Origin of the sequence: Thermocatellispora tengchongensis (assembly GCF_014202315.1) — a bacterium.
In the GTDB taxonomy this organism is placed as follows: Bacteria; Actinomycetota; Actinomycetes; order Streptosporangiales; family Streptosporangiaceae; genus Thermocatellispora; species Thermocatellispora tengchongensis.
Genome location: NZ_JACHGN010000011.1, coordinates 175,663 through 191,694, shown reverse-complemented (window position 1 = coordinate 191,694; position 16,032 = coordinate 175,663). Strand labels below are relative to the sequence as shown.

The following is a 16,032-nucleotide window of genomic DNA, read 5'->3' as shown; positions in this document are numbered from 1 at the left end:
GTCAGGTGTCTCCAGGTGGCGACGCCGTGCGATCAGGCGGTGGCCGCCCTCGTCTCGGGCGCCCGGCGCGTCGATCAGGCGAAGGCGTTCGACAGACGTTGCAGGTCGGCGGCGTGGCCGAGCGGCGAGGCGTCCTCGACCCAGCGGGGGAGCGTCGTGGGGCTGAACAGGTGCTCGATGGCGAGCAGCGCCGCGCCTGTGACACCCTCCATGTGGTTCATCGACGCGGCCCGGATCTCCAGGTCCTGCCCCGCGAGGTCGGTGACGCGCTGCAGGACGACCTCGCGGAACACGTCGAGAAAGTAGCGGCCGGTCCGCAGGACGCCTCCGCCGAGCACGAGCGTGCCGGGGTTGCAGAAGTTCACCAGGTTGGCGGCCACCGTGGCGATGGTCCGCGCCGTGCGGCCGGCGACCTCTCGCGCGAGATCGTCACCGGCGACGACGGCGGCGCCCACGTCCGCGAGGACCAGGTGGCCTCGCCGCCGGATCGCCGAGCTGAACGCGGGACTCTCGGCGGCCCGCTCCGTCAGCTCGATCAGCAGTGCCCAGCCGCTGGCGACCGCTTCGAGACATCCAGGCCTGCCGCATCGGCAGATCTTCGCCGGGTCGTCGGTGATGTGCGTGTGCCCGATGTCTCCGGCCGCGCCGCGCTGCCCGCGAAGGAGCCGCCCCCGCACCACCAGGCCGGCGCCCACCCCGGTGCCGACCTTCATGAACAGCATGTCGCGTCCGTCGGGCTCGGCGCCCCGGGTCCACTCGCCGAGCGCCATGAGGTTGACGTCGTTGTCCACCCAGACGGGGGCGTCGTAGTGGTCGCGCAACCAGGATCGGACGCTGAAGCCGTCCCACCCGGGCATGATCGGCGGTGCGACGAGCCGTCCGGTGGAGAAGTCGACCGGCCCCGGGACACCGACGCCGATGGCCCAGGGCCGTCCCAGCCGCGTCTTCCGGGCCAGATGCTCGAAATGCCGCCGGACGCGTGCCATCGTCTCGTCCGGGCCGTTCTCGACACTCCAGTCCTCGTGGACGTCCTCGATCAGCCGTCCGTCGAGATCGGCGACGGCCACTCTCATCTCGGACGCGCCGAGGAGGGCGGCGTACACGTATCCGGCGTCCGCCCTGAACCGCAGCAGGCGCGGCTGGCGGCCTCCAGAGGAGGGCGCCAGCCCGTCCTCGGCGAGGAGACCGGCGTCGAGGGCCTGCTCCACGCGCTGAGTGACGATCTTCCGGCTGAGACCGCTCGCGGTGACCAGCTCGGGGCGGGTCCTGGCCCGCCCCGAGCGGACGAGGTCGACGACCACGGCGAGGGGCGCGGTTTCGAGAGAGGCGAGCGAACCCTCGAACGCGGTCAGGTGCGGCTTGAGGTGGACGCCGCCTGCCGGAGTCGGCTCAGCCTGTGGTCCGACGGGCCTCTTCGGCGCGGCGGCTGACGGCATCGTGGGTCCTTCTCGCGGTGCGGGGCCGGTGGAAGCCCATACTCTCACGGCCGGGCACGGCGCGGCCCCGGGCCGGCGAGCCCATTCACGGGACCGGCTGCCGAGCCAGACGCCGGGGTGGATGGGAGGAGCCGCCACAGCACCCGCGCGCCGAGCACATACTCGTGTTATGTCCCGCACCGAAGAAGTCGTAGACGGCATCAAGCGGATGATCCTCGACGGGGTGCTCAACCCCGGCGACCGCCTGCCGGTCGAGAAGGAACTCGCCGAGACCCTGGGGGTCTCGCGCGGCCCCTTGCGCGAAGGGGTGTCCGCGCTGTCCATCCTCGGCATCCTCAACACCCGCCAAGGTGACGGGACGTACGTCACCAACCTCGATGCGACCCGGCTGCTGGCGCCGATGGGCTTCGTGGTGGACCTCCAGGGCCAGGGCGCCGCGCCGCATGTCCACGCCGTCCGCCGCGTGCTCGAATGCGAGGCGGCGCGGCTCGCCGCAACCAAGATCACCGACGAGGCGCTGCGCGAAGCGCGAGACGTACTGGACGACGCCACGCGGATCCTCCAGCAGACAACGCCGGACCACGAAAGGCTCATCGAGACCGACATCGCCTTCCACCGCATCATCGCCGCCCATAGCGGCAATCCGGTGCTGATCGGCCTGATCGAGGCGTTCGCCGGACGCACTGTCCGCGCACGGCTCTGGCGAAGCCTCCACGAGGAGGGCGCCGACCTTCGTGCGCACGCGGAGCACCTGGCGATCTTGCAGGCGCTCCGGGAACGCGATCCGGAAGCCGCGCGCATCCGGATGGCCAATCACCTGATCGGAGTCGAGCAGTCACTGCGAGGACTGCCCGATGGGGACGACGCCCCTTCCGGAGCGGAGGGTGAGGCGAGCTGACCACCTCCGGGGCGCGGCGTGCGCCCCCGTTCGGGATCGCACGCCGCCCTCTTGTGGCGTCCATCCCTCCGGTTCCCCTCCGTCGCTCACCGCGACCGGGGATCAGTGCGTGCCAGGTGGCAAGGGCTCTGAGCAAAGGTCAGATGATTGTCGGTAGCAGAGGGGCTGGATAGCTCCTTTCGGGCGGTTCATTAAGAACCATTGACCGATACATCAAATCTTTGTAGCTTTGCCATCACCCCCTACACAGCCTCGTCACGCAGCCGGTCCCCCTCGAACTCCGCCCGTCTCCTCGATGCCGGGTGCGCAGTCCCGTGGCGCGGCGCCGGCCGCCGGCAAGGTCGCACTGCGTTTGGAGAGCGAATGCCACATCTGACGCGAAGGCAGTTGATGACGATCGGCACGGTCGGAGCCGGGGCTCTGATGCTGCCGATGCAATGGACGGCGGTCGCCCGGGCCGGATCGGTGGCGCCTGCGGAGGTACGCGCCGCGAACGACCTGGCGCTGTGGTACGACAAGGGCGCCGGCACGGACTGGCTCCGCGCCCTCCCCATCGGCAACGGGCGCCTCGGCGCCATGGTGTTCGGCAACGTGGACGCCGAGCGGCTGCAGCTCAACGAGGACACCGTCTGGGGCGGAGGACCGTACGACCAGAGCAACCCCAAGGGCCTGGCGGCGCTGCCGGAGATCCGGCGCCTCGTCTTCGAGGACAAGTGGACCCAGGCCCAGGACCTGATCAACCAGAACATGCTGGGCAGACCCGCGGGCCAGCTCGCCTACCAGACGGTCGGCAACCTCAGGCTGAACTTCCCCGGCACCGGCGGGTTCTCGGAGTACCACCGCCGGCTCGACCTCACCACCGCCACCACGTCCGTCAGCTACCTGCTGAACGGCGTGCGGTACGAGCGCGAGGTGTTCGCGAGCGCGCCCGACCAGGTCATCGTGGTCCGCCTGACGGCCGACAAGCCCGGCTCGATCACGTTCACGGCGACGTTCGACAGCCCCCAGCGCACGACACGCTCCAGCCCCGACGGCACGACGGTGGCGCTCGACGGCGTCTCGGGAAACTTCGAGGGCATTCCCGGCTCGGTCAGGTTCCTGGCGCTGGCCCGCGCCCTCGCCGAGGGCGGCACCGTCACCAGCTCCGGCGGAACGCTCCAGGTGTCCGCCGCCGACAGCGTGACACTGCTGATCTCCATCGGCTCCAGCTACGTGAACTACAAGGACGTCAGCGGCGACTACCAGGGCATCGCGCGACGGCACCTCGAGGCCGCCCAGCAGACGCCCTACGACACGCTGCGCAGCCGGCACGTGGCCGACTACCAGGCACTGTTCAAGCGGACGACGCTCGAACTGGACCGCACCGACGCGGCCGACCAGCCCACGGACGTCCGGATCGCGCAGCACTCGGCCGTCGATGACCCGCAGTTCTCCGCGCTGCTGTTCCAGTTCGGCCGGTACCTGCTGATCAGTTCCTCGCGTCCCGGGACCCAGCCGGCCAACCTCCAGGGCATCTGGAACGATTCCCTGACCCCGGCCTGGGACTCGAAGTACACCATCAACGCCAACCTGCCGATGAACTACTGGCCCGCCGACTCGACGAACCTGTCCGAGTGCTACGAGCCGGTGTTCGACATGATCCAGGACCTCACGGTGACCGGCGCCCGCACGGCCCAGGTGCAGTACGGCGCCGGCGGCTGGGTCACCCACCACAACACCGACGCGTGGCGGGCCACCTCGGTGGTGGACGGCGCCTTCTGGGGCATGTGGCAGACCGGTGGCGCGTGGCTGGCCACCATGATCTGGGACCACTACCTGTACACCGGCGACGTCGAGTTCCTCCGCAAGAACTATCCGGCGATGAAGGGCGCCGCCCAGTTCTTCCTCGACACCCTCGTGGAGGAGCCGAGGCTGGGGTACTTGGTCACGAACCCATCGAACTCGCCCGAGCTCAGCCATCACCCGAACGCCAGCGTGGCCGCCGGTCCGACGATGGACAACCAGATCCTGCGTGACCTGTTCGACGGCTGCGCCGAGGCGAGCGAGGTTCTCGGCATGGACGCCGGCTTCCGGGCACGGGTCCTGGAGGCCCGCAAGCGGCTGGCTCCGATGAAGATCGGCTCGCGCGGCAACATACAGGAGTGGCTGTACGACTGGGTGGAGACCGAGCCGGCCCACCGGCACATCTCACACCTCTACGGTCTGCACCCCAGCAACCAGATCACCAAGCGGGACACCCCCGAGCTGTTCGACGCCGCACGCCGGACGCTCGAACTGCGCGGCGACGACGGCACGGGCTGGTCGCTGGCCTGGAAGATCAACTACTGGGCGCGGATGGAGGAGGGCAAGCGGGCGCACGACCTGGTCCGCCTCCTCGTGACGCCGGCCCGGCTCGCCCCGAACATGTTCGACCTGCACCCTCCATTCCAGATCGACGGCAACTTCGGCGCGACGTCCGGCATAGCGGAGATGCTGCTGCACAGCCACAACGGCGAGCTGCACCTGCTGCCGGCCCTCCCCGAGGCGTGGCGGAACGGACGGGTCACGGGCCTGCGGGGCCGCGGGGGTTACACCGTCGGCGCGGCGTGGAGCGACGGACAGGCCGACGAGTACCTCATCACGCCCGACCGCGACGGCGTCGTCAAGGTACGCGGCGCGATCTTCGCCGGGCGCTACAAGGTGGTCGACACACGCGGCGGCAGGGCCCAGACCGAGAAGGCCGGCTCCGACCTGATCGAACTCACCGCGAAGGCCGGGCACACCTACCGCGCGTACGCCCTGCAGAAGGTCACGATCAGCGCGCCCGCCGAGGTGAGCCCGGGCCAGGCGGCGAAGGTCGGCGTCACCGTCCGCGCGGTCGAGATGCCGCTGGCGCCCAGGACGATCGTGACCGTCGAGGCCCCGGAAGGGTGGACGGTCTCACCGGAGCGGGTCGAGCTGCAGCCCTTGCGGCCTGGGGCGGAACGCGCCGTCACGTTCACCGTCACCCCCGTCCAGGGCCAGGCCGCAGGTGACGTGGTCCTGATCGGCAGGGCGAGCGGCACCCAGGCCGGCAGCGACTGGAGCGCGTCCGCGAAGGCCACGGTCCGGGTATAGGACGGCCGGCACCGGTAAGCCGCCCGGCTTCCTGCTGTCCGGCGGGCGGTGTCCGGCCCGGCCACCGCCCACGCCGGGGAGCCGCGGGCGGCTCGGTGGAGGAGCCGTTCACCACGACGACCCGGGAGAGTCCGTGCCGCTCCCGGAATTCCACCAGGTCGCCGATCAGCCGATGGGCCGGGACGTTCCCGGGCCTGATCTCGACGCCGAGGACATCAGCCGATACTCGCCCGATTACCGACCGATCAGCACAATCACCGTCCGCCGCGCCGCCCACCTCCGCAACCCTCCCGTCCCCGACCCCGCGTCGGCAGGGAAGGGGACGCTGAACATGCGTGGCATCGGCGACCCGGCCTGGCGCTCCCCGGCGTGGCGCTCATCTATCAGGAGTTCAACCTGCTGCCCGAGCACAGCGCGGCCGGAACGTCTTCCCGGACCGGGGCCCACGGCCGGCCTTCCGCCGAGCGATGCGGACCGTGTCCTGGTCACCTCACCTACATGCGCCAGGTTTATCCCAGAAAGTCCTGTGGTCACCAGCCGGATGCGCCTCACCCAGACCCTGTCCACACCCTGACCGGTCACCGCCCGTCATCCCGCAACCCGCCGGCCTTCAACTCCATCGATCCACGAGACCTCCGCCGAAATGACTCAGGGCGGAAACAGGGCTAGTCGTCGACGAGCACGCCTCCGATCGCGGTGCGGCCGGCCGGGGTGGCGACGAGCTCGACGGTGATGGTGTCGCGCAGGTGTGCTCCGAGGACGCCGGCGACGGCGTCGGTGACGGTGCGCGTGAGCTTGGCAACGAGTTCGCCGCTGTCGGGACGGGCGAAGGCCGCCTCGCGGATGCCGAACATGATCACGGGTGGGGCCTCGTCCACCGGCTTGCCCCGCAGGCCCCATCGTCCGGCGGGTATGCCGTCGAGGTGGATGACCGCTACGTCGCGCGCCCATTCGCCGTACACATCGACCACCGCGTCGGTCAACGCGGCGATGAGGGCCGCCTCGTTGCCCTGAAGCTGCGGCTCCAGGACTCGAACCGTCAGGTGCGGCACTGCAGACCTCCTGTTTGTTGTCAAAGTAGCTTTGATGTCAAAGCTACTTTGAGAAGTATCGGATGGTCAACAGTGCGGACGGCATGAGCACCGACCAGGTGGTGCCGTCCATGCTGCTGCGACCCGGAGCCTTGGCCGTCCCGCGGCTCGCGCAGGCGGTTGTGTTCAAGCACCCCGGCGCGCTGGCCGGCCGTGCTCGGCTCGACTTCGGCAGGGCCGCGCCCTGCGGCGCAGCTCTCTCGCCTCGCTCTCCTGCACGCGGGCAGACCACGTTCATGGACGGGCTGTCGCACGCCGGGCTCGACCGAACGGTGACCTCGATGTAAGGCGTTCACCTGACAGCGGCCCGCCTTGCGCCTTCGTACACTGGCGATCAATCGCGGCGAGGCCGCGCGGGTCATCCCTTTGCTCAAGACCGGATGTGAAAGCCACGGGGAAGGTTCCTGTCGTGCTGTTGCTCTTCGTGATGGATGCGTTCACGATCGCGCGGGGATTCGGTGAGCACTCGTGAGTGAAGTGATCGGCTCGTTCTGGCCGGCGGCGCGCTGGATGGCCAGGGTCATCCGGTAGGCGCGCGGCCTGGTCCCAAGCCCGGCAGTTTCTCGGGCGTGGGAGCGGCCGGGCGGCGGAGACGGGCACCAGCACCTTGACGGGGGCCGACGGTGGCGTGCGCGACGACTGCGCCGCCGCCGGGCGATGACGATGTTCCAGCAGTTCAGGCTGTTGCGCCGGCACGATCGCCGGAGCCGGCGGACGGCGCTTCGGCGCTCGCGTGCCGCGCCGGCTCACCGGGCAGGGTGGGCCGCCGCCGCGATCCCGGGTCCGTCCTGGTGTCACACGCAAGGGTCTCCTGTCCGCCCTCCGCGCAGCACGCCGGCGTCGGATACTCACAAGACGGGGAGAGCCTTGACAGGACTGGAGATCAAGATTCTGGGGCCATGCGAGATCACGGCGAACGGCGAGCCGGTGAGGATGGCCGGCGAGCGGCGGATCGGGCTCCTGGCCAGGCTGGCGCTGAGCGCCGGCCGGCCGGTCTCCGCGGAACGGCTTCTCGCCCAGGTGTGGGGCCACAGCGCGGCGACGACGGCGGACAAGCAACTGCACATCGTGGTGTCGAAGCTTCGTGGCCTGCTCGCACCGCACCACGACGGCGAAGTCATCACCACGGTCCCCGGCGGCTACCAGTTGAACCTCGCCCAAGAGCGTATCGACGCCCACTTGTTCACGCTGCTGGCCGGTCAGGCGCGTGCCGCGCGGGCCCAGGGTGAGATCGCGACGGCGAACACGCTGTTCCAGCGCGCCCTGACGCTGTGGCGGGGGAACGCGCTGGCCGACATCACGACCCCCTGGGCACAGGTGGAGGCCGCCCGCCTGGAAGAGGAGCGCCTGGCCGCGCTGGAGGACCACATCGACCTGCGCCTGACAGCGGGTGAACACCACGCGGTGGTGCCGCTGCTCACCGCTCATGTCAAGGCCCACCCGCTACGGGAACGTCCCCGCGCGCAGCTCATGCTGGCGCTGTACAGGGCCTCCCGATCCTCTGAAGCCCTCGCGGTGTACCAGGACACGCGCCGCGTCCTGGTTCATGAGCTGGGCATCGAACCGGGAGCGGCACTGCGCCGGCTGCACATGGCGGTGCTCCGCCGCGATCCCGCGCTCGACCTCGCCCGTCCGTCGAAGCCGGCCCCGCTCACGCAGGCCGTCACCCCGATCGAACTCCCCGCCGGCACCCGGGCGTTCACCGCCCGCGCCACCGAGATCGCCTGGCTGCACAAGACGCTGGGCGACACCGCGCCCGGCACGCCCGCCCTCGCCGCCGTGCACGGTCCCGGCGGAACCGGCAAGTCCGCGCTCGCGATCCACGCCGCGCACGCCGTCGCCGACCGCTTCGCCGACGGCGTCCTGTACATCGACCTGCGCGCGGCGACCCCCGGGCTCCAGCCGCTGTCACCGTTGCAGGCCCTGGGCCGGCTGCTGCGCTCACTCCTGCCCGGCGGCGACGCCGTACCGACCACCCTGGACGAGGCCGTCGCCCGCTACCGCTCCCTCACCTCGACACGTAACCTGCTCGTCGTCCTTGACAATGCGCTCGACGCCGGCCAGATCCGGCCGCTCATCCCCTCCGGGCCCGCGTGCGCCGTCATCGTCACCAGCCGCCGGATCATGGCCTCACTCGACAGCACGAGCCATCTGCACCTGACCGGGCTCGACCACACCGACGCCACCGCGTTGTTCGCCCGCGTCTGCGATCCCGCCCGGGTCCTCGCCGAGCCGGAGGCGGCGCAGCGGATCGTACGGCAGTGCGGCGGCCTCCCTCTCGCGCTCCGCATCGCGGCGGCACGCCTGGCCGCCCGGCCCGATCGGACGCTCGCCTCCCTGGCCGACGAGCTGACCGACGACACACGCCGCCTCGACGCTCTCGAACACGCCGACCTGACGATCCGCGCCAGCGTCGAGATCGGCCTGCGGCACCTGCCAGGGGAGCCCGACGCGAGCGACGCGGCCCGCCTGTTCCCCCTGCTGGGCCTCCTGGACACCGCCACCTTCACGGCGGCCGCCGCGTCCGCACTCGCAGGCTGGCCGGAGGACACCGCCGAAGCCGCGCTGAACCAGCTCCTGGACGCCCGCCTCGTCGAACCCGCAGGGCCCGGCCGCTACCGGATGCACGACCTGGTCCGGTTGTACGCTCGCGAGCGGGCCGCCCGCCGGACGCCCGTATGCGTGCCCGCGTGACCGCCACCAGCCGCGCCTCCCGCCGCCGGGCAGCGGAGAGGACCTTGGGCGGGCTGACGTCCCGCGCGGGTCACCGCCACGAGCTTCCGCTACAGCCGAAGGGACTGCGGCACGCTCGGGGTGGCGGGCGGACCTAACGCCCGGGGTAGGGCGGCGCTGCGGCGGGCCGCCGGTCGGTGGCCCGCCCGCGTGGCGCGCCGCCGGTCACGGTGTGGCCGTGCCCCCGTCCACGCCGATCGGCGGGAGCGGTCGCGCCGCCCTGGTGGCCGCCGCCACGTCAGGTCCGCACGCCGCCTCCAGCAGGTGGCTCCCGATCGCGGAGTCGATGGCGTGCCGGACAGGATTACCGTTCTCGTCGAGCTGCTGGTAGTTCCTCAGGTTGGTGCCGAAGGCGAACTGGTGGCCGCCGCCGGCGTCGGAGAACGCGAAGGTCTGCATGCCGGGGACGCTCCCGTCGTGCCCCCAGAACCTGCCGCACGGCAGGTCGAGGGGGTAGATCCCGAGACCGTAGTCGAGCACGGCGCCCGAGAACGAGCGGACGGGAACGGTCTTCTGCATCTCGGCGAGGAGTGTCGCGTCGAGCAGCTCGCCGCGCAGCAGCAGCCGGAAGAAGCGGTTGAGGTCGGCCATCGTCGAGGCGACCGCACCCGACGTCCAGGCCCAGGACATGTTGTAGACGCTGTAGTCCTTGGGCGGGTCGAAGTACCCGTACAACGCCTCGTACGCCTTGGAGTTCGGCCCAGGGAGGTACGGCGTACGCGGGAACGACGTGTGCCGCAGCCCGGCCTTCCGGAAGACGTGGTCGGTGATGTACCGCTCGGCGCTCGTGCCCGTCACCTTCTCCAGCAGCAGGCCGGCGATGACGAAGTTCGTGTTCGAGTACGCCCCGGGCGTCGCCCCCGGCTGCCCGGTCGCGGGGGCGCCGAGCCCCGCGCGCGCCAGCTCCTCCGGCGTGAAGGCGCGGAAGCGGTTGGAGTCCAGGCTCTCGATCGTCGGGAAGATCACGTCGGTGTGGTTGGCGATGTGGCTGGTGTGGTTGAGCAGCATGCGTACGGTGATCCGCTGCCCGCGCTCACCTGGGATGAGGTCCGGCAGGTAGCGGCCGATGGGGGCATCGAGCTCGATCCTGCCCTTGCCGACCTGCTGTAACACGGCCACGGCGACGAACGACTTGGTGATGCTCCCGGCCCGGTGCACCATCTCGGGACGCACCGGGCGGCCGGTCTCGACGTCGGCGACGCCTGCGGCGCCCTTCCAGCTCCGCCGGCCGTCCACGACGTTCGAATAGATGCCGTACATGCCGGCCTCGTGCACGGCGTCCAGCGTCTGGCGCAGCCGCTGCCGGTCGAGGCCGCCCTCCTCGGCGGCGGCCACGGGTCCCGCCGCGAGCAGCGTGGCGGCCAGAGTCGCGGCTCCCAGCCGCAGAACGAACGTGCTGCATCGACGAATGGTCATGGCGCCCAGCATGAGCCTTCCGCTCGGCGGGGGCCAGTGGGCTGTGTCACAGGTCCCGCATGACAGAAGTCAGCTCTCGTGCCAGGCGGGCGTGGGCGTCGTCGGCCAGGCCGGACGATGTTCGATCGGTCGGGAGCGCTGGCGTGGCGGTCGCGGACGGACCTTCACTCCCAGGCTGATCAGAGATTCCAGGGTGAAGCCGGGTAGCCGGAGCCGCGCCGCGCGCGGGTCGCCGAATGGTAGGCCCTCCGGGCGAACAACCTGTCCAGATGGTGATCGATGGCGGCGAGCGCGTCGCGGGGCTCGATCACGTTGAGTTCGAGGAGCGTGGTGAAGCCGGTGAGGGCGAGCAGTAGGTCGGTCTCGACCGTCGCGTCGCGATCCGGATCGATGTGCCCGTCGGCGATCGCCTGGCGGACCAGAGCTTCGAGCATGGCCCGGCCCTGGAGGAGTCCTTCGCGCGCCCGCGCGTGGAGACCTTGGTCGTGCAGCGCCTCCAGGACGTAGGCGGCGCTCATCCGGCTGGTGGCCCGGGCGTCGGGATGCAAGGGGAGCATCTCGATGAGCATCAGCCGCAGAACGTCGCGAGGGTGCGGGAGGTGGCCGAGGTCGCGGAGTCCTTCCCCCACACGTTGCGAGGTCTGCTCCGAGGCGAACTCCATGGCGAAGGTGAGCATCGCCGTCCGGGAGGAGAAATAGTGCTGCAACTGCCCGAGGGAGATGTTCGCCTCCTGCGCGACTTCGCGCATGGTGGCATGGGCGAGCCCGCGCTGCTCCACCACCCGCCACAGAGCTCGGGCGATCGTTTCGCGGCGCTCTCGGTGATCGACCTTCTTCGGCATCCCGCCCCCCTGACCTTTCCAATACACATGACATAATACACCTGACTTGAAACAGCGGCGAAGGGAGCGGCATGCCTGACATGACCCAAGGGCCTCGGGTGCGAACGACCGAGGGTGTGGTGGAGGGGCGGTGGCGGTCAGGGCTGGCGGAGTTCCGCGGAATCTCCTTCGCCGAGCCCCCGGTGGGGAAGCTCCGCTTCGCCGCGCCCGCTCCGCCGGCGCGCTGGGAGGGGACGAGGCGGGCGACGGATTTCGGCCCTCCGCCGCCGCAGTCCGGGCCGGTCCAGGTGGAATCGGCGCGCGACCCGGACTGGCTGACACTCAACGTCTGTACCCCGGACCTCGGCGCGGCGGGGCTGCCGGTGCTCGTGTGGATCCCCGGCGGCGCCTACATCACGGCTGTGAGCAGTGACCCGATGTACGACCCGGCGAGGCTGTGCGAGGCGGGGCTCGTCGTGGTGAGCCTCAACTACCGGGTGGGGGTGGAGGGGTTCGCCCTCTTGGACGGCGCTCCACCCAACCGGGGGCTGTTGGACCAGATCGCCGCTCTGGAGTGGGTGCAGCGTAACATCGGGCGCTTCGGAGGCGATCCCGCCCAGGTCACGGTGGCCGGGCAGTCGGCCGGAGCGGGGTCGATCGCCGCCCTGCTCACGATGAGGCGGGCGCGTGGACTGTTCCGCCGGGCCATCACCCACTCGGTGCCGGGAAGTCATTGCACGCCCGCCCTCGCGGAGCGGGTCGCGGCCACCCTTGCGAACCGGCTCGGTACGAGCCCCACCGCCGCGGCCCTGAGCGACGTCGATCCCTGGCGTCTGGCCGACGAGCTCACCGCGCTCAACGCCGACCTGCCCGCCGATCGCAAGCAGTGGGCACGGCTCGCCCAGGTGGGAGTGGCCGTCTGCCCCGTGATCGATGGAGAAGTCCTGTCGGAAACCCCCTGGTCCGCCTTGACCGGTGGCCGCGCGAGCGGAGCCGAACTGCTCATCGGCCACACTCGCGACGAGTTCCGGCTGTTCACCGTCATGGCCGGGCGGATGGGCACCTTCACCGACCACGACGCCCGAACCGCGCTTGACCTGTTCGCCCCGCAACCGCACGGCGCCGACGCCTACCGCGCCGCCCACCAACGGGCCACCCCGGAGGAACTGCTGGAAACCGTGTACTCCGACGCTCTGTTCCGAATGCCGTCGCTGCACCTGGCCGAGGCGAACGCGGTGGCAGGCGGCACCTCGTTCCTCTTCGAGCTGTGCCTGGCCGCACCGGCTTCCGGCGGGGTCCTGGGCGCCTGCCACAGCATCGACGTCCCCCTCGCTTTCGGCACGCTGGACAGCCCCACGGGCAGGCAGATGTTCGGCGACCTGCCCGGCCCCGAAGCTGTCCGGGTCTCGCACGAGCTCCAGCAGGCGTGGACCCGCTTCGTGGCCACCGGCGACGCCGGATGGGTCGCACACCGCCCCGATCAGCGGCTTACCCGAGTCCTGGACACCGAGTCGAAGACCGTTCCCTACCCCGAAGAGGTTTCGCGCCGGATCTGGGAGAACCACACCCCGGCCCCGTTCGACCTCGAAACGACCTGAGGACCGGTTGCCGCCGATGGCCACCCCGTCGTCCTGCGCGGTGGCGTGGCCATCCGGTCGCCTCGTCATCGACGCACGCGGTGCGGGGTCAGGACGAGGTGGACCCGGCCGCTGCCGGGCGGCCGGCGCGGCTGTTCGCCACGGCCGCGGACCGGTGCCGGGCTCACCTTCCCGGCCCTGGTCGCGTACGGCCTGTGCGAGGTGGTGGCCGGCCGGTCAGGCGCGTTTGCGGTACGCGCGCTGGCGGCAGGCGGGGGAGCAGTAGACGCGGGGGCGGCCCGACGGTGACGGTGCCAGGGGGCGGCCGCACTCCTCGCAGGCCCTGGTTTCGGCACGCATTTCGTAACGGGTTTCGTCACGGCGGTTGATGAGGACCTCGATGCCGTCCAACAGGCGGCGCAGGCCGAACTCGAAGGAGTCCTCGGGGGAGTCCCAGCCGCCGGCGGACCAGAGGTGGGAGATCGCGGGGTAGCGGTCGAGCCGGTCGTACAGGGTGTGCCGGGCGCCCCACCACTCGTTCTCCGTGACGCCGCTGCGCTGCTCCTCGCGTCGCGTCTCCAGCAGGTGCAGGGCCTCGGCGTCGATGAAGCGGCCGACCAGGTCCACGACGGCGATCACCTCGGCGGGGGTGAGGGCGGTGCCGGTGAGGGCGCCCAGCATCAGGTCGTACTGGGCGACGGCGTTGGGGCCCGGCAGGTGGCGGGTGCCGCGCACCTCGGCCAGCCAGGGGTGGCGCCGGCGCGTCGCCCAACCCTGCCTGGCGTGCCGCTCCAGGCGGTCCCGCCAGCCCCGGGGCGTCGTCTCGTCCGTGTCGCCGTCGGAGGGGGCGCCCAAGACCTCGTCCACCATCAGGTCCACCAGTTGGTCGCGGCCGGGCACGTGGCGGTAGAGGGACATGGTGGTGAAGCCGAGGCGGTTGGCGATCTTGCGCATGGACAGGCTCGCCAGGCCCTCGGCGTCGGCCAGGTCGATCGCGGTGCGGACGATCCTGTCCAGGCTCAGACCGGGACGGGGCTCGGGCTCGCGCGGACGCCACAGCAGCTCGATCCCGTGGTCGGGGTCGCCGGCCTTGCCTCGCGTCATCGGCCTCCTCCTTGTCTATGGTGTATTACTATGTGTACGCCGTAAACAACAAAGGGAGTCCCCGATGTTCCACTTCCACGTCGCCCCCTCTGGTGACGACGCCGGGCCGGGATCGGCCGAGCGGCCCTTCGCCGGTCTCGAACGCGCCCGCGAGGCGGCCCGAGAGGCCGGGAAGGCCGTCGTGCACCTGCGGGCGGGCACGTACGTGCTGGACCGGACGCTGGAGCTCACCGAGGCCGACTCCGGGGTGGTCTACCAGGCGTACGGCTACGGCACCTCCGGTCAGGAGGAGGTCGTGGTGAGCGGGGGCCGCCGGATCACCGGGTGGCGGGAGCGGGACGGGGTGTGGATCGCGGAGGTGGGCGGGCTCGACACCCGCCAGCTCTACGTGGACGGGCGCCGGGCGGTCCGCGCGGGCATCGAGGGAATCCCCGGCGCCGCGACCGCGACCGTCACGGGATACGTCACCGACAGCCCGGAGCCGCGCGGGTGGCGCAGCCCCGCCGACGTCGAGTTCGTCTACCGGGGCGTCTACCCGTGGACCGAGGCGCGGTGCGCGGTGGCGGGCGTCTCGGCCGACGGCGGCTCGACGGTGATCACCATGGCCCAGCCCGCGTACGGATGGGCCGCCGAGCTGTACAACTCGACCTGGGAGGGCCAGACGTCGCGCGGCCCTGGGCTGCCGACCCGGATCGAGAACGACGCCGCCTTCCTCCGCGAGCCCGGCACCTTCGTGCTGGACCGCTCGCGTCCCGGGCGGCACGTCCTGCTCTACCTGCCCCGCCCCGGCGAGGACCCCGAGCGTACGCGGGTCGTCGCGCCGGTCCTGGAGACGCTGCTGCGCGCTGTAGGCACCCGGGACGCCGCGTTCCGGGGGCTGACGTTCGCCGACGCCACCTGGCTGCGTCCCGGCCGCCCGGAGGGGTTCGTGCACTACCACGGCGGCGACTACTACGAGGGCGGCGGCGTCGAGACGGCCGTGCTGGGGGAGGGGGCGTCGGTGACGTACCCGGCCGCGTCGGCGGCGATCCCGGCCTGCGTGACGTTCCACGACGTGGCGGACGTGGAGATCGAGGGCTGCCGGTTCACCCGGCTCGGGGCGTACGGGCTGGGGGTGTCCGGCGGGGCGGGCGTCACCGTGCGCCGGTGCGACCTCGACACGCTCGCGGGCGGCGGCATCACCGTGTCGGGCGGGCGCGACGTCACGATCGAGGACACCTGGGTGCACCATGCCGGGCTCGACTACAGCGGATCGCCCGGGATCTCGATCCGGGGCGTGCACCGGTGCACCGTCGCGTCCAACGAGGTCGGCGACGTGCCGCACTGCGGCATCGTCGTCGATTCCGGCACGGGCGTCCGCGTGCTGCGCAACCTCACCGCCGACACCATGCAGGTGCTGGCCGACGGCGGCGGGATCTACGTGAGCGGGGCCCAGGGGTCCTCGCCGCAGGACGCGGGGCTGGTGCTGGGCAACGTCGTGGAGGACACGCGCACCCCGTACAACTTCGGGCTCTACACCGACTACGGGGCCTCGTGGCTGACCGTGGAGGGCAACCTCGTCAGGCGGTCGGACAACACGGCGGTGCTCACGGTGGCGCCGCCGCTGGAGAACGTCGTCTACCGGGGGAACTTCTGGGACGCCGACCCCGTGGGGCTCGACAGCCCGCCCGATGGCGTGACCTACGAGGGGAACGCGACCATCGAGGACGGACAGGAACTGGACACGGTCACGGCCGGCATCCGGGCGCGGGCCGGGCTCGCCAGCCCGCGGCCCGGCTCGCGTACGGAGGGGTACCGGGCGGCGCCGCAGGCGATGTAGACCTCATCGCCTGCGTAGACCTCATCGCCTGCGTAGACCTC

11 protein-coding genes are annotated in these 16,032 nt (G+C 71.2%); 6 read left to right on the top strand and 5 right to left on the bottom strand.

Features of this window, described 5'->3' with window-relative positions:
- Positions 1-74: 74 nt before the first annotated feature.
- Entirely contained in the window at positions 75-1,436 is a 1,362-nt protein-coding gene (locus HNP84_RS25745; RefSeq protein ID WP_185052473.1) for an ROK family protein, read from the bottom strand.
- Positions 1,437-1,605: 169 nt separating this feature from the next.
- Here HNP84_RS25745 and HNP84_RS25740 point away from each other — a divergent pair, with 169 nt between their 5' ends.
- Together HNP84_RS25740 and HNP84_RS25735 are read left to right on the top strand one after the other, a co-directional pair.
- On the top strand, positions 1,606-2,334 hold the full coding sequence (locus tag HNP84_RS25740) for a FadR/GntR family transcriptional regulator (protein WP_185052472.1): 729 nt from the start codon (positions 1,606-1,608) through the stop codon (positions 2,332-2,334).
- Between the two features lie 363 nt (positions 2,335-2,697).
- On the top strand, positions 2,698-5,430 hold the full coding sequence (locus HNP84_RS25735; protein ID WP_185052471.1) for a glycosyl hydrolase family 95 catalytic domain-containing protein: 2,733 nt from the start codon (positions 2,698-2,700) through the stop codon (positions 5,428-5,430).
- A 665-nt stretch (positions 5,431-6,095) separates the two neighbouring features.
- On the opposite strand, the gene HNP84_RS25730 is transcribed toward HNP84_RS25735, so the two are convergent.
- On the bottom strand, positions 6,096-6,482 hold the full coding sequence (locus tag HNP84_RS25730; protein ID WP_185052470.1) for a tautomerase family protein: 387 nt from the start codon (positions 6,480-6,482) through the stop codon (positions 6,096-6,098).
- Positions 6,483-6,544: 62 nt separating this feature from the next.
- On the opposite strand from HNP84_RS25730, the gene HNP84_RS25725 reads away from it, so the two are divergent.
- Both HNP84_RS25725 and HNP84_RS25720 read left to right on the top strand, forming a co-directional pair.
- Positions 6,545-6,808, top strand: a complete 264-nt coding sequence (locus HNP84_RS25725) for a hypothetical protein (protein ID WP_185052469.1) — start codon at positions 6,545-6,547, stop codon at positions 6,806-6,808.
- 580 nt (positions 6,809-7,388) lie between these two features.
- Positions 7,389-9,215, top strand: coding sequence for an AfsR/SARP family transcriptional regulator (locus HNP84_RS25720; protein WP_185052468.1), 1,827 nt, complete (start codon positions 7,389-7,391; stop codon positions 9,213-9,215).
- Between the two features lie 204 nt (positions 9,216-9,419).
- On the opposite strand, the gene HNP84_RS25715 is transcribed toward HNP84_RS25720, so the two are convergent.
- Together HNP84_RS25715 and HNP84_RS25710 are read right to left on the bottom strand one after the other, a co-directional pair.
- Positions 9,420-10,670, bottom strand: coding sequence for a serine hydrolase domain-containing protein (locus HNP84_RS25715; RefSeq protein ID WP_185052467.1), 1,251 nt, complete (start codon positions 10,668-10,670; stop codon positions 9,420-9,422).
- 179 nt (positions 10,671-10,849) lie between these two features.
- On the bottom strand, positions 10,850-11,512 hold the full coding sequence (locus HNP84_RS25710; protein ID WP_185052466.1) for a TetR/AcrR family transcriptional regulator: 663 nt from the start codon (positions 11,510-11,512) through the stop codon (positions 10,850-10,852).
- 98 nt (positions 11,513-11,610) lie between these two features.
- Between HNP84_RS25710 and HNP84_RS25705 the strand changes: the two genes are divergently transcribed.
- Positions 11,611-13,089, top strand: a complete 1,479-nt coding sequence (locus HNP84_RS25705; protein WP_221336738.1) for a carboxylesterase/lipase family protein — start codon at positions 11,611-11,613, stop codon at positions 13,087-13,089.
- A gap of 216 nt (positions 13,090-13,305) precedes the next feature.
- Here HNP84_RS25705 and HNP84_RS25700 read toward each other — a convergent pair whose 3' ends face one another.
- Positions 13,306-14,172, bottom strand: coding sequence for a TetR/AcrR family transcriptional regulator (locus tag HNP84_RS25700; protein ID WP_185052464.1), 867 nt, complete (start codon positions 14,170-14,172; stop codon positions 13,306-13,308).
- A 64-nt stretch (positions 14,173-14,236) separates the two neighbouring features.
- On the opposite strand from HNP84_RS25700, the gene HNP84_RS25695 reads away from it, so the two are divergent.
- Positions 14,237-15,991 (top strand): right-handed parallel beta-helix repeat-containing protein, encoded by a 1,755-nt coding sequence (locus HNP84_RS25695; RefSeq protein ID WP_185052463.1) that lies wholly within the window; start codon positions 14,237-14,239, stop codon positions 15,989-15,991.
- Positions 15,992-16,032 lie beyond the last annotated feature (41 nt).

Excerpts from the sequence above, each read along its gene's own strand:
- HNP84_RS25745 (WP_185052473.1), bottom strand. The coding sequence starts at position 1,436 with ATGCCGTCAGCCGCCGCGCCGAAGAGGCCCGTCGGACCACAGGCTGAG.
- HNP84_RS25740 (WP_185052472.1), top strand. The coding sequence starts at position 1,606 with ATGTCCCGCACCGAAGAAGTCGTAGACGGCATCAAGCGGATGATCCTC.
- HNP84_RS25735 (WP_185052471.1), top strand. The coding sequence starts at position 2,698 with ATGCCACATCTGACGCGAAGGCAGTTGATGACGATCGGCACGGTCGGA.
- HNP84_RS25725 (WP_185052469.1), top strand. The coding sequence starts at position 6,545 with ATGGTCAACAGTGCGGACGGCATGAGCACCGACCAGGTGGTGCCGTCC.
- HNP84_RS25715 (WP_185052467.1), bottom strand. The coding sequence starts at position 10,670 with ATGACCATTCGTCGATGCAGCACGTTCGTTCTGCGGCTGGGAGCCGCG.
- HNP84_RS25710 (WP_185052466.1), bottom strand. The coding sequence starts at position 11,512 with ATGCCGAAGAAGGTCGATCACCGAGAGCGCCGCGAAACGATCGCCCGA.
- HNP84_RS25700 (WP_185052464.1), bottom strand. The coding sequence starts at position 14,172 with ATGACGCGAGGCAAGGCCGGCGACCCCGACCACGGGATCGAGCTGCTG.
- HNP84_RS25695 (WP_185052463.1), top strand. The coding sequence starts at position 14,237 with ATGTTCCACTTCCACGTCGCCCCCTCTGGTGACGACGCCGGGCCGGGA.